Source organism: Bradyrhizobium sp. CCBAU 21365, from assembly GCF_015291305.1.
GTDB lineage: Bacteria > Pseudomonadota > Alphaproteobacteria > Rhizobiales > Xanthobacteraceae > Bradyrhizobium > Bradyrhizobium elkanii.
In genome coordinates this window covers 2,794,674-2,808,338 of the sequence record NZ_CP030036.1, presented here as the reverse complement: position 1 = coordinate 2,808,338, position 13,665 = coordinate 2,794,674, and the positions used below count along the sequence as shown (strand labels likewise).

The following is a 13,665-nucleotide window of genomic DNA, read 5'->3' as shown; positions in this document are numbered from 1 at the left end:
GTGTCATGGCAGCCAACAAGAGCCGCGTGATGCACCGCAGCCTGCGCGAAACCCCGCCGAAGGCGGTCGGCGGTGACGGCGTCTGGCTGATCGCGGAGGATGGCCGCCGCATTCTGGATTCCTCCGGCGGCGCCGCGGTGTCGTGCCTCGGCCATCAGCATCCGCGGATCCTTGCCGCGATCGGCAAGCAGGCCTCGAAGATTGCCTATGCGCATACCGGCTTCTTCTCCTCCGAGCCTGCGGAAGAGCTCGCCGAGCGGCTGGTCGGCCACGAGCCCGGCGGCCTCGGCTATGTCTATTTCGTCAGCGGCGGGTCGGAGGCGATCGAGGCGTCGATCAAGCTGGCGCGACAATATTTCATCGAGCGCGGCGAGCCGAAGCGCGCGCGCTTCATCGCACGCCGCCAGAGCTATCACGGCAACACGCTCGGCGCGCTGTCGGCCGGCGGCAATGCCTGGCGCCGCGCGCCCTACGCGCCGCTCCTGTCGCCCTCGTTCAGCCATGTCACGCCAGCCTTCGCCTATCACGAGAAGCGCGACGATGAATCGGAGGCGGCGTTCGTGGCGCGCCTTGCCGCCGAACTCGAGGCCGAATTCCAGCGGCTCGGCCCCGATACGGTCGCGGCGTTCATCGCCGAGCCCGTGGTCGGCGCCACCGCCGGCTGCGTGCCTGCGCCGGAGGGTTACTTCAAGGCGGTGCGCGAGATCTGCAACAGCCACGGCGCGCTCCTGATCCTCGACGAGGTGATGTGCGGCATGGGCCGCACCGGCACGCTGCACGCCTGGGAGCAGGAAGGCATCTCGCCCGACATCCAGGCGGTCGCCAAGGGCCTCGGCGGCGGCTATCAGCCGATCGGCGCGATGCTGGCCAGCGGCACGATCGTCGACACGGTGCGCAATGGCTCCGGCGCGTTCCAGCACGGCCACACCTATCTCGCGCATCCGCTCGCCTGCGCTGCCGCGCTCGAGGTGCAGAAGGTGATCAGCGAGGAGAAGCTGCTCGACCAGGTCAAGGAGCGCGGCCGTCAGCTCGAGCAGCGGCTGACCGAACGGTTCGGCAATCACCGCCATGTCGGCGACATCAGGGGCCGCGGCCTGTTTTGGGGTATCGAGCTGGTCGCCGACCGTGCCACGCGGCAGCCGTTCGATCCCAGGCTGAAGCTGCATCAGCGGATCAAGTCCGCGGCCTTCGCCGGCGGGCTCGGCTGCTATCCGTCGGGAGGCACCGCCGACGGCCAGCGCGGCGATCACGTGCTGCTCGCCCCGCCCTATATCGCGACATCGGGCGACATCGACATGATCGTCGAAAGACTGGGCGCTGCGGTCGACAGCGCGCTGAAGGATGTTGGTCACGGAGCATGATCCGGAAAAGTAGGCACCGGTTTCCCGCGACAGACGCGAAGCGTTTTGCGCAGGGATCATGCGCAAACATGAGGAGGAGGAGGAAGAAAACATGCTGAGGGGTATCATCACTCTAACCGTTCTCGCTGCGGGCATCGCGGGCGCAAGCGCGGCGACGCTCGACACCGTCAAGCAGCGTGGCACGCTGGTGTGCGGCGTCTCGACCGGCTTTGCCGGCTTCTCGGCGCCGGACTCGCAAGGCAACTTCAAGGGTCTCGACGTCGACTATTGCCGTGCGCTTGCCGCCGGCGTGCTCGGCGATCCCGCCAAGGTGCGTTACGTCGCGCTGACCGCGCAGAACCGCTTCACCGCGCTGCAGTCGGGCGAGATCGACGTGCTCTACCGCAACTCGACGCAGACCTTTCTGCGCGGCACCACGCTCGGGCTGCGGCAGGGACCGGTCAATTTCTACGACGGTCAGGGCTTTGTCGTGAAGAAGGACCTCGGCGTGAAGGAGCTGAAGGACCTCAAGGGCGCCACCGTGTGCGTCGCCCAGGGCACCACGCATGAAGTGACGCTCGGCGACTACGGCCGCGCCAACGGCATCGACTGGAAGCCGCTGGTGTTCGACCGCGTCGACACCATGTACCAGACCTTCTTCGGCGGCCGCTGCGATGCCATGACCCAGGACGCCTCCGCGCTCGCGGGCGCGGTCGCGACCGCAGCCCCGAAGGCCGATGATTATGTCGTGCTGCCGCAGACCATCAGCAAGGAGCCGCTCGGCCCGTTCACCCGCAACGGCGACGAGGTCTGGAGCGATATCATCACCTGGCTGCATTACGGGCTGATCGAGGCCGAAGAGCTCGGCGTCACCCAGGCCAATACCGACGAGATGGCGAAGTCGCAGGTCCCGGCGATCCAGCGCCTGCTCGGTGCGTCGGGCGATCTCGGTTCGCGCCTCGGCCTCGACAACAAATGGCTGGTCGGCGCGATCAAGGCCGGCGGCAATTACGGCGAGATCTTCGAGCGTAATGTCGGCAAGGCAAGCCCGCTGAAGCTCGAGCGCGGCCTCAACGCCACCTGGAGCAAGGGCGGGTTGATGTACGCGATTCCGTTCAAGTAAGTGCTCTTCGCCTCTCCCCGCCTGCGGGGAGAGGCCGGAACGCATCGCAAGATGCGTTCCGGGTGAGGGGGAGCCTCCGCGTACCCTCCTCTCACCTGTTATGACAATAGAGCCCCTCACCCCGACCCTCTCCCCGCGAAGAGCGGGGAGAGGGAGAGCACGAAACATCCATGCGCATCTCCCTGATTCACGCCTTGAAGCACTCGATCGTGCCGATTGAAGCATCGTTCGCACGACATTGGCCGGAGGCGCGGCTGATGAACCTGCTCGACGACAGCCTGTCGGCCGATCTCGCGCGCGACGGCAAGCTGACCGACCGCATGACCGAGCGCTTCCTCACCATGGGCCGCTATGCGGCAAGCACCGGCGCCAACGGCATTCTATTCACCTGCTCGGCGTTCGGGCCGTGCATCGAGGCGGTGGCGCGCGAGCACGCGCCGATGCCGGTGCTGAAGCCGAACGAGGCGATGATCGAACAGGCGGTGGCGAAGGGCCAGCGGATCGGCCTGCTCTCGACCTTCCCGCCGACCCTGGTCTCGATGCCGCCGGAATTCCCGTCGCAGGTCACGGTGGTGCCGAAGCTTGCCGAGGGCGCGCTGGCGGCGCTCGACCGCGGCGACCGCGCCGAGCATGACCGCATCGTGGTCGAGGCAGCCAGGGACTTGCGCGACTGCGACCTGATCGCGCTCGCGCAGTACAGCATGGCCCCGGCCGCCGAGCGCGTCGCCGAAGTCACTGGCCGCGAGGTGCTGACGACACCCGACAGCGCGGTCAAGAAGCTGAAGGCGATGCTGGGGATCAGCTAGGCGCGTCCATGATCGCCGGGTTCGGCGGTAGTGGCTTTTGGCCCGTAGCCGACAAATTAGTCTATCGATAATGTGCCGCGCGGCCTCGGCGGAGCTCGTGTGACGCCACCTTCTGACGTCACATAAGCTTTCCAGGCTGAGGCGGCCAACTTCCGGCCGAGACGAGGGCAACTGCTGATGCGAAATACCCCTTTCCTTGCGATGGCCGCCATCGTTGCTTTCCTCGCACCTGCAGCCGCCCAACAGGCCCCGCCTACGTCGTCGGCGAGCGCCTCCTCCGCGCAACTGACGCACAAGCTGAACGCCTATGTCGGGTGCATCAACCGTCTCTCGGCGCGCTCGTACGAATCCCGCGAACGCTACTTTTCCTGGGCCGCCAAGAATGGTCCCACCGGCAAGGAGCGGATCATCTACGGAACCTACACGATCTACGACACGTCCGACTGCAAGACGAGCGTCGCGGCTGCCAATGCAGCGGACCCGCACGACGCCGAGCTTGAGGCGGCCGCGAACGCGTATGTTGCGGCCGTCACCACGCTTGAGCCGCTGTTGAAGGAGGCGGACGACTACTACACCCAGGAAAATTACAAGGACGACAAGATGGCCAAGGGCAAGGCGCTGCATCCGCGCCTGGTCGCGGCCTGGGATGCGTTTGCCGGCGCCGACAAGGCGCTGCGCGCCGGCGTCGAGGCCATCAATGACAAGCGCGCCGCCGAGCAGCTGGCCGCGATCGAGGCCAGCGAAGGCCGTAAGTCGCACTACTATGTCGAGGCCCTGATGATCCAGGCCAAACGCGTGCTTCGCGCGCAGCAGGCCGACAAGCCCGACCTCAACGCGATAACCCAGGCGCTCAACGAGTATGAGGCCGCGGTGAAGGCAATGGACGAGGCCTCGGGCAAGGACGGCGACGCCAAGCTCGGCTCAATGTTCATCGGCAGCGCCAAATCATTCCTCACCACGGCGAAGCAGCTCATGCGCCGCGTTCGCGACAAGGTGCCTTACAGCTCCGGCGAGAAGATGATGCTGAGCAACGCCGGAGCCGGCTGGATGGTGGAAGGATCGCCGGCACGGTTGATGCGCGACTACAATCAACTCGTCGACAGCTACAACCGCGGCGCCCGCATCTGAATGACCGGGCCCGACACTGCGGTGCTGCCAGCGGAAGCGTAATCCACCGCGACACAGGAACCGCGGCGGATGACGCCTTGCGGCTCATCCGCCGTGCCGCGCCTACGCTCCTGCGTCGTGCACGTTCAGATCGACGCCTTGCGGGTCCCTGATCGTCGACACCGTGATCAGCGAGATCAGCGACAGCACCGCGATGTAGACGCCGACGCGCCAGGACTGGCCGTAGGTGCCGATGATCCACTGCGCGATCATCGGCGCGAAGGCGCCGCCGAAAATGGCGCCGAGCGCATAGCCGATCGAGACGCCGGAATAGCGCACCTTGGCCGGAAACAGCTCGGCATAGAGCGCCGCCTGCGGGCCGTAGGACAGGCCGAGCGCAATGGTGAGCCCGACGGCGCTGACGAAGAACAGCAAGAGGTTCTTGCTGTCGATCAAAAACCACATCGGCACCGCCCACAGCACCATCAGGGAGTAGCCGATCTGGAAGCAGCGCACGCGGCCTATTTTGTCGCCGAGGATGCCGCCGAGCAGCGTGAAGATGAACCAGCTCACGGCCGCGAGCGTGCCGATCAGCAGCAGCTGCTCCGACGGCATCTTCAGCGTGTTGGCGCCGTAGCTGATGATGAACGCGATCAGGATGTAGCCGGCCGCATTGTTGGCCATGAAGATCAGCGCGGTGCGCAAAATCTCCTTGCTGTGGTTGCGCATCAGGTCGCGGAGCGGCGCGGAGGATTCCTTGTGCCGCCGCTGCATCGCCTGGAACACCGGCGATTCCTCGACGGTGCGGCGGATCACGATGCCGACGACGATCAGCACGATCGACAGCAGGAACGGAATCCGCCAGCCCCACTCGATCATCGCCTGCTTGCCGAGCGTCGCGGTCAGCACCCACAGCACGCCGGTCGCCAGGATCATGCCGAGCGGCGTGCCGATCTGCGGGAACGAGCCGAAGAAGCTGCGCTTGTCGACGGGCGCCGATTCCACCGACATCAGCGCCGCACCGCCCCACTCGCCGCCGGCCGAGAAGCCTTGCAGGATGCGCAGGAGAATGAGGAGCGCCGGCGCCCAGGCGCCGATCTGCGCGTAGGTCGGCAGCAGGCCGACCAGCGCGGTCGCCGCCCCCATCAACAGCAGCGTGACGACGAGCATGTTCTTGCGCCCGAAGCGGTCGCCGAGATGGCCGCAGACGATGGCTCCTAACGGGCGGAACAGGAATGACAGGCCGAGCGTCGCGAACGACACGATCTGCGCCAGCAGCGGATTGTTCGCGTTCATCGGTGCGAAGAACAGCGCGCCGAACACCAGGCCCGCCGCCTGGGCGTAGACGAAGAAGTCGTACCACTCGATGGTGGTGCCGACGAGCGTCGCGGTGAGGACCTTGCGCTCCTCATCCGACAGTTCAGCGCCGCGCGAGCGCGCGGACATTTCGATGGACATGTCGCCTCCCCAAAACCCGTTCTTGAATCTGTTCTTGGCCGCGCGGGCGCGGTCGGCGGCAATGCGCCTGCCCGCACGGATGCTGGAGCCGGGATAGCAGAGCTTTCCGCGCCGCACGAGCAAAATAGTTGCAGTCGCAACGATACTCGACGGATTGTGCCTTGGGCCCCGGTTCCCGACCCCGCTACCTCGACCGCGATCGGCGGGCAGCCATCCCGAAACGCCGATTGTGCATCGCAACAAGATCGCTACGATGTGAGGATTCCCAAGAGGTTGCTAAGTGTCTGATATTAATGCTGATGCCTGGGTTTCCTCAGGCCACCGCCCGATGGGCTTTCCGGAATTCGTCGTCGTCATCGCCTCGATCATGGCGCTGAACCCGCTGGCGATGGACATGATGCTGCCGGCGCTGCCGAACATCCGCTCCGCGTTCCAGATCGCCGACGCCAACCGCCCGCAGATGGTGCTGTCGATCTTCCTGGTCGGCTTCGGGGTCGGCCAGTTCGTGATGGGCCCGCTGTCGGACCGCTTCGGCCGCCGCCCGGTGCTGCTCGGCGGCATGACCGTCTACACCATCGCCGGCCTGCTCGCGATCATGGCGCCCTCGTTCGAGACGCTGCTGCTGGCGCGCGCGCTGCAAGGGCTCGGCACCGCGGCGACCCGCGTGATCGCGACCTCGATCGTGCGCGACTGCTACGCCGGACGGCGGATGGCGAGCGTGATGTCGCTTGCGATGATGGTGTTCATCGCGGTGCCGGTGATCGCGCCGTCATTCGGCCAGGCGGTGATGCTGCTGACGCATTGGCGCGGCATCTTCGCGCTGCTGATGATTTATGGCGTGATCGCGCTGGCCTGGAGTGCGATGCGGATGCCGGAGACGCTGCCCAGGGAGCTGCGCAAGTCGCTGGCGATCCCGGAGGTCTTGTCCGCGTTCCGCCAGACCATCACCAATCGCCAGACGCTCGGCTATGCGCTCGCCGCCGGCGGCGTGCAGGGCTCGCTGTTTGCCTTCGTGTTCTCGTCGCAGCAGATCTTCACCGAGATCTTCAAGCTCGGGCATTACTTCCCGGTTGCCTTCGCGGCCTGCGCGGTCGGCGTCGCGATCGCCGGATTCCTCAATTCGCGCATCGTCGGCCGCATCGGCATGCGGGTGATCTCGCACGCCGCGCTGACCGGCTTTGCCGTGGTCGCCGGCGCGCTGTTCATAGCGGTGAAGACCGACACGCTGTCGCTGCCGCTGTTCATGGTGCTGTCGGGCCTGATGATGTTCGCGTTCGGGCTGATGATGGCGAATTTCACCGCGCTCGCGATGGAGCCGCAGGGCAAGATCGCCGGCACCGCCTCCTCGCTCTACGGCACCATCACCACCCTGCTCGGGATCGGCGTCGGCACCACGATCGGCCAGGATTACGACGGCACCCTGCTGCCGTTCGCGACCGGCTTCTTCCTCTGCACGTTGGCCGCGCTCGCCGTGGTGCTGGTGACCGAGAAAGGCCGGATGTTCCGGCCCCATCACCATCCGATTTGATCTTCGTAGCCCGGATGAAGCGAAGCGTAATCCGGGGTTCGTTATGCGGGCGACAGGGTCCCGGATTACGCTTCGCTCGATCCGGGCTACGATCCTGACGTGACCCAGCGTGTAGCCCGCATGAGCGGAGCGATATGCGGGGCTAACTGTTCCCGGATGTCGCTTCGCTCATCCGGGCTACGATTCTGAGATTGCGTCAGGCTTCGCGTGTCCGTCCGACCCGCGCCTGCGCCACTGCACGCCGCGTCGCCGCAAATCCCTCCATCCCGAGCTGCCACTGCAGGCCGACGATCGCGCCCTTGGTCGGCTGCAGCAGCGCGAGCGCGCTGAACAACGTCACCGGCAGCCAGATCGCGAGTTGCAGCCAGGCCGGCGGCGCGTAGTTCATCTCGAGCCAGAGCAGCGCCGGCACCACGACGTGGCCGACCACGACGATCACGAGATAGGCCGGGAAATCGTCCGCACGCTGCGGGGTGAAGTCCTCACCGCACGCTTCACAGTGATCGGCGACCTTGAGGAAGCGGCCGAACAGATGGCCGCGCCCACAGTTCGGGCACTTCATGGTGAAGCCGCGCCACATCGCCTTTGGCAGGGAAACCGTCTCGGTCATCGTCGTTTTCCTTCGGCCGTTGTCCTTGACCTGATCTGATCATCCATACAATATGCAAGTGTAACACCTACAATCAAAGACAAATTGCCAGATTGCATGGATTGGATCCCTACAGTTTCGGAATGGCACGGCCCGATGTTCCTGCGCATCGTCGATGCGCTGGCCGCCGACATCGCGAGCGGCCGGCTGGTGCGCGGCCAGCGGCTGCCGACTCATCGCGCGCTGGCCTCGGCGCTCGATATCGATCTGACCACGGTGACGCGGGCCTATGGCGAGGCGCGGCGGCGCGGACTGCTCGACGCCCGTGTCGGCCAGGGTACGTTCGTCTCGGAGACCACCGCGCGCGCCGCCTCCGACCTGCCTGCGCCCGTCAACATCGACCTGTCGATGAACCTGCCGCCGCAGCCGGTCGAAGCCAACCTCGATCTGCGCATCGCGCAGGGACTTGCGACCATCCGCTCCGAGGCCGGGTTCTCCGCCTATCTCGGCTATGCGCGTCCCGGCGGTACCACTGAGGAGCGCGAGGCCGGCGCTGCGTGGCTCGCGCCGCGCGTGCCGCAAGCCTCGGCCGACCGCATCGTGATCTATCCGGGTTCGCAGGCGATCATCTTCAACGCGCTGCTGGCGCTGACATCGCCCGGCGATGTCGTGGTGACGGAGGCGTTGACGTTTCCCGGCATCAAGGCCGCGGCGGCGCGGCTCGATGTCCGCCTGGTCGGCGTCGCCATGGACGTCGAGGGCGCGCGGCCCGAAGCGCTCGATGAGGTCTGCCGCAAGCACAAGCCGAAGGCGGTCTATCTGGTGCCGACACAGCAAAACCCGACCACGGCGACGATGAGCGCGATCAGACGCAAGGCGATCGCCGATATCATCAGCAAGCGCGGCTGCGTCCTGATCGAGGACGACGTCTACGGGCCGCTCGAACCGCAAATGGCGCCGATCGCAACCCTGATTCCGGAGCGCACCTACTACGCCGCGAGCATCGCAAAATGCATCGCGCCGGCCCTTCGCGTCGCCTATCTCCTGGCGCCCGATGCGAGCGCCGAGCAGCGCATGCGCGCCGGCATGCAGGCCACCATGCAGATGCCGCCATCGCTGATGGTCGCGCTGGTCACGCAATGGCTGCGTTCCGGCGTCGCCGCCGACATCATCCGCGCCATTCGCAACGAGGCAGCGGCGCGCCAGCAGCTTGCGACCCGCTTCCTCAAGGGCGTCACTTACGCGGCGCGGCCGGCCAGCCACCATCTCTGGATGCCGCTGCCGAAGCATTTCGACGGCACCGACCTGTTGTCGCATCTGATGCGCAACGGCCTCGCCGTGGTCGGCGAAGACGCCTTTGCGGCGGGCGAAGCCGCGCCGCGCGGCCTGCGCGTGTCGCTGGGCGCCGCGCGCAACCGCGCCGAACTGAGCCAGGCGCTGCAGGTGCTGTCGAATGCGGTGCGCACGCCGGTCGGCGCCACCCAAATCGTATAATTCCGGCGATCGCCGGGAATAAACTCGCTCCAAAATGATTATGGTGCGCGGGGGCGCACGCCGTTAAAACTCTGCGCTCAGGGCATCAGGCAGGGGCAGGCTTTTCAATGTCATGCGGATATGATCGGGCAGTCCACCGTGCTGTGCTGACGCTTCGCGGGGCAGTGACCGCGATCGGTTGTCTTGCAGTTGTCATATCAGGCGCGGCGCGCGCCTCCGATGCCCCTGCCCCGGTGCCGGAAAAACTCGAACGCATCACCTCATTTTTTGACAACGAGGTTGCGACAGGAAAAATTCCGGGCGCGGTCATCCTGATCCAGCAGCACGGCAAGCCGGTCTATCTGAAGACCTTCGGATATCGCGACGTCACGACCAAATCGCCGATGCGGCCGGACACGATGTTCGCGCTGCATTCGATGACCAAGCCGATCACCAACACCGCCGCGATGATGCTGGTCGACGAGGGCAAATTGTCGCCGCAGGATCCGCTGTCGAAATACATCCCGGCCTTCGCCGACATGAAGGTCGCGATCGAACCGGACGGCGGAAACGATCCGACCAAGGTTGAGCTGGTGCCGCCGATCCGGCCAGTGACCATTGAAGATATCATGCGGCACACTTCGGGCATCACCTACGAATATATCGGCGCCGACTGGATCCAGAAGATCTACCGCGCAGGCCACCTGTTCGACGGAAAATTCGACAACAAGGAATTCGTGGCGCGGCTGGCCAAGCTGCCGCTGTCGCGGCAGCCCGGCACGCTGTGGCGTTACGGTCATTCCACCGACGTGCTCGGCCGGGTGATCGAGATCGTCTCGGGCAAGACGCTCTATCAGTTCGAGAAGCAACGCATCTTCGATCCCCTGGGGATGAACGACACCAGATACGTGCTCGACGCCGAGACCGAACGGACACGGCTGGCGGAGCCGCTGCCCTCGGACACGATCCTGATCGAAGGAGAGAACGACCGGCGCGCGCATCCGGAGTGGGAATCCGGCGGCGGCGGCCTGGTCTCGACCATCCTCGACTATGCACGCTTCGCGCAGATGCTGCTCAATGGCGGCGAGCCCGACGGCAAGCGCTATCTGAGCCCCGCCGCGTTCAAGACCATGACGACGGATCATATCGGGCCGGGCTCCGGCGTCGGCCGCGACTACTGGTACTTCCCCGGCGACGGCTTTGGTTATGGCTATGGCATTGCCGTGCGCACCGATCCCGGCATCGCCAAACCGCCGCCGCCGGGCTCGATCGGCGAGTTGAAGTGGGACAGCGGCAGCGGCACCTATTTCGGCGTCGATCCGAAGCTCGACATGATCTACATCATGCTCGAGCAGACCCAGAACGAGCGCCAGCGCATCACGCCCGCGTTCCGCAAGCTGGTCTACGACGCGTTCAGCCCGGACTGAGTTCCGTCACCCTCGTCTATTGCCGCGACCCGTTTCCTGCCTGCGCCGTGCTGCGGCCGCGATCAGGCTTGCGGTGCATTCGTTGCAGACGAACCCGCACTCATCCGTAAACAGGCCGATCCGTACATCGAGGCCGATCGCATCATCGTCGACGATCCCCTCGATCATGCCACCGCAGCACACGCATTGGTGGCGTGACGCCAATTCCCGTTCCATGACGCGCTCTCCAGCCGTCGCAGCTTCCCTCCTGCTGCTTCCCTCACGCTATATACTATCGTATATATCGAGACGACAAGGCAGGCGGGTGAACAATCCGGTCGGGAACCCTGCAGACAACAAAGATCGACCGGAGACGATCGCCAAGAAAATCCTGCCTGGTCCAACCAGGTTCATTGAGGAAACGCGATCATGATAAAGAACAATGGCGACGCGGGACGTCCGCGCGCAACGGGAGAACTGCTCAAGATCCGCCGCGCATCGCTACCCAGCGCCTCGGCCATCGTCCTTGCGCTTGGCATAGCCGGCGCGGCGCGCGCCGAAACGGCTCCGGTCGGCGTTCCCGACAAGAGTTTTCCGGAGAGCGTGACCTCGACCTCCGACGGGACGCTTTATGTCGGCAGCTTCAACCATGGCGGCGTGACCAAGATCTCGGGCGGCAAGGCCGAGCAACTGGTCAAGCCGGGCGCCGCCGACAGCCGCTCGACGCTCGGCGTGCTCGCCGACGAGAAGAGCGGCACGCTCTATGTCTGTTCCAACGACATCAGCGCGATGGGCGTGGCCGGGCCGAGCGACACCAAGGGCGCCTGGCTGAAAACCTTCGATCTCAAGAGCGGCGCGCCGAAGGGCAGCTTTGCCTTGAGCGATCCGAAATCGTTCTGCAACGACATCGTGGTCGGTGCCGACGGCACCGCCTATGTGAGCGATTCCTTTGCGCCGTTCGTCTACAGCCTGAAGCCGGGCGGCACGGCGCTGGCGACGTTCGCGACCGATCCGCAGCTCGCGCCCGCCAAGGACGGCGTCGGGCTCGACGGCATCGCGATCGGCGCCGACGGCAATCTCTACGTCACGACCTTCATTCCGGCCAAGCTGTTCAGGATCGAGATGAAGGACGGCAAGGCCGGCGCCGTGACCGAGCTGAAGCCGTCGCGGCCGCTCGACCACGCCGACGCGCTGCGGGCCCATGGCGGCGGCTTTCTGCTGATTGAGGGCAACGGCAAGCTCGACAAGATCACGGTGAAGGGCAGCGAGGCCACCATCGACACCATCAAGGATGGCCTCGCCGAACCGGTCTCGGTGACGCAGGTCGGCGATGTCGGCTGGGTCGCCGAAGGCAAGCTGTCCTATGTGATCGGCGACAACAAGGGCAAAGACCCCGGCCCGTTCAAGCTGACGCCGATCGCGCTGCCGAAGTAAACGCGTGACTCGTCATGGCCGGGCTCGTCCCGGCCATCCATGTCTTCTTTTGCAGAAGCCAAGACGTGGATGCCCGGGCCAAGCCCGGGCATGACGGATGCGGAAACCTCCTGCGCCACGCCCCTTCATGCGCTAGATCACGTAAAACCCGTGCGTGCCGTCGCGGCGAAGCTGGTCGACGAGGCCGTACTCCCAATCGAGATAGGCCTGCATGGCCTTTTCCGCGACACCCGTGCCTTCATAGGGCCGCCGGTAGCGGTGCGCGGGATCGGGCCGCGGCACGACGCGCGGCGGCCCGACTTCGAGCGGGCCGCCATAGCCGCCGTCGAGCACGCAGACCTCCCAGCCCATCTGCGCGAGCCAGGACGCCGTCATGTCGGCGCGGATGTTCTTGTCGTCGGTCAGCACGATGCGCGCGCCGCGCACGGGCGCGGCCATGTCGATTTCCTGCACCAGCTGGCCGCCGGCATAGTGGCGGAAGCCGGCAAGATGACCGGCCGTGTATTCCTCCGCATCGCGCACGTCGAAGCGATACAGCGTACGGTGCGCGTCCTCGTCCAGCGCGACGAGTTCATCGATCCCGATGTGACGGACGCCGGCGCGATAGGCGACGTCGCGCGCATTGTCGCCTGCGCCCTCGAACGGACCGATGCCGCCGCGCTTGCCGGCGCCGTGCTCGAGATCGTGCTTCGCCAGCGTCCAGCCGATCGTGCCGTTGCGCAGCGCCCGCACCTTGTTGGGCAGTCCGGCATTGATCAGCGACTGCGTGCCGATGATCGAGCGGGTGCGGCCGGCGCAGTTGACGATGATGGTGGTGTCGGGATCCGGCGCCGCGCCGCCGGCGCGCAGCACCAGCTCGGCGCCGGGCACGCTGACCGAGCCCGGGATGTTCATGGTGGCATATTCGTCGAAGCGGCGGACGTCGAGGATCGCAATGTTGGCCTTGTCCGAGATCAGCGCGGCGACCTCATCGGCGCTGAGTGACGGCGTGTGCCTGCGCGACTCGACCAGCTCGCCAAAGGCCTTGGCGTAGGAATTGACGTCCTCGAACACCTCGTAACCGGCCGCCTTCCAGCCCTGCAAGCCGCCGGCAAGCGCCGCGACGTTGCTGTAGCCCAGGGTGCGCAACTCGGCAGCCGCGGCAGCGACCAGGCCCTCGCCATTGTCATAGAGCACGATCGGCACGTCCTTGCGCGGCAAGCGCAGTTCGGCTTCGAACGCGATCCGGTCCGCCGCCATGTTGGCGGCAAACAGCGGATGGCCGGTGGCGAATTCCGCCTCGTGCCTGACGTCAAGCAGCGCGATCTCCTGGCGCAGCAGAAGCGTTGCACGGATGTTCTGGGGCGTGATGGAAGAAACTGTCATGAGATGCTGGCCTTTATGCTGGCCTTGGGCGGGACA

Annotated in this window: 12 protein-coding genes; 8 read left to right on the top strand and 4 right to left on the bottom strand. The window is 65.7% G+C overall.

Annotation, left to right across the window (positions count from 1 at the left end):
• The first annotated feature begins 5 nt into the window (after window positions 1–5).
• The 4 genes from XI02_RS12870 to XI02_RS12855 all read left to right on the top strand — a co-directional run bounded on the left by XI02_RS12870 (window position 6) and on the right by XI02_RS12855 (window position 4,397).
• Window positions 6–1,361: an aspartate aminotransferase family protein gene (locus XI02_RS12870; protein WP_172648424.1), complete on the top strand. Its 1,356-nt coding sequence runs from the start codon at window positions 6–8 to the stop codon at window positions 1,359–1,361.
• Window positions 1,362–1,452: 91 nt separating this feature from the next.
• On the top strand, window positions 1,453–2,463 hold the full coding sequence (locus tag XI02_RS12865; RefSeq protein ID WP_172648425.1) for an amino acid ABC transporter substrate-binding protein: 1,011 nt from the start codon (window positions 1,453–1,455) through the stop codon (window positions 2,461–2,463).
• 170 nt (window positions 2,464–2,633) lie between these two features.
• Window positions 2,634–3,269, top strand: coding sequence for an aspartate/glutamate racemase family protein (locus XI02_RS12860; protein ID WP_172648426.1), 636 nt, complete (start codon window positions 2,634–2,636; stop codon window positions 3,267–3,269).
• 177 nt (window positions 3,270–3,446) lie between these two features.
• Window positions 3,447–4,397, top strand: coding sequence for a YiiG family protein (locus XI02_RS12855; protein WP_244980737.1), 951 nt, complete (start codon window positions 3,447–3,449; stop codon window positions 4,395–4,397).
• 102 nt (window positions 4,398–4,499) lie between these two features.
• Here the strand turns inward: XI02_RS12855 and XI02_RS12850 are convergent, their stop codons facing one another.
• On the bottom strand, window positions 4,500–5,834 hold the full coding sequence (locus XI02_RS12850) for an MFS transporter (protein WP_172648427.1): 1,335 nt from the start codon (window positions 5,832–5,834) through the stop codon (window positions 4,500–4,502).
• 328 nt (window positions 5,835–6,162) lie between these two features.
• On the opposite strand from XI02_RS12850, the gene XI02_RS12845 reads away from it, so the two are divergent.
• A complete protein-coding gene (locus XI02_RS12845; RefSeq protein ID WP_245164520.1) occupies window positions 6,163–7,362 on the top strand; it encodes a multidrug effflux MFS transporter in 1,200 nt (399 codons plus the stop codon).
• Between the two features lie 196 nt (window positions 7,363–7,558).
• On the opposite strand, the gene XI02_RS12840 is transcribed toward XI02_RS12845, so the two are convergent.
• On the bottom strand, window positions 7,559–7,972 hold the full coding sequence (locus XI02_RS12840; protein ID WP_172648429.1) for a DUF983 domain-containing protein: 414 nt from the start codon (window positions 7,970–7,972) through the stop codon (window positions 7,559–7,561).
• Window positions 7,973–8,068: 96 nt separating this feature from the next.
• Here XI02_RS12840 and XI02_RS12835 point away from each other — a divergent pair, with 96 nt between their 5' ends.
• Both XI02_RS12835 and XI02_RS12830 read left to right on the top strand, forming a co-directional pair.
• Complete coding sequence (locus XI02_RS12835) at window positions 8,069–9,445, top strand: PLP-dependent aminotransferase family protein (protein WP_172648430.1); 1,377 nt, start codon at window positions 8,069–8,071, stop codon at window positions 9,443–9,445.
• Window positions 9,446–9,552: 107 nt separating this feature from the next.
• Complete coding sequence (locus XI02_RS12830) at window positions 9,553–10,851, top strand: serine hydrolase (RefSeq protein ID WP_245164047.1); 1,299 nt, start codon at window positions 9,553–9,555, stop codon at window positions 10,849–10,851.
• Window positions 10,852–10,857: 6 nt separating this feature from the next.
• Here XI02_RS12830 and XI02_RS12825 read toward each other — a convergent pair whose 3' ends face one another.
• Window positions 10,858–11,067, bottom strand: a complete 210-nt coding sequence (locus tag XI02_RS12825) for a hypothetical protein (protein WP_172645843.1) — start codon at window positions 11,065–11,067, stop codon at window positions 10,858–10,860.
• Between the two features lie 192 nt (window positions 11,068–11,259).
• Here XI02_RS12825 and XI02_RS12820 point away from each other — a divergent pair, with 192 nt between their 5' ends.
• Window positions 11,260–12,264, top strand: a complete 1,005-nt coding sequence (locus XI02_RS12820) for a hypothetical protein (protein ID WP_172648431.1) — start codon at window positions 11,260–11,262, stop codon at window positions 12,262–12,264.
• Between the two features lie 132 nt (window positions 12,265–12,396).
• On the opposite strand, the gene XI02_RS12815 is transcribed toward XI02_RS12820, so the two are convergent.
• A complete protein-coding gene (locus tag XI02_RS12815) occupies window positions 12,397–13,629 on the bottom strand; it encodes a rhodanese-like domain-containing protein (protein ID WP_069279375.1) in 1,233 nt (410 codons plus the stop codon).
• Between the last annotated feature and the right edge of the window lie 36 nt (window positions 13,630–13,665).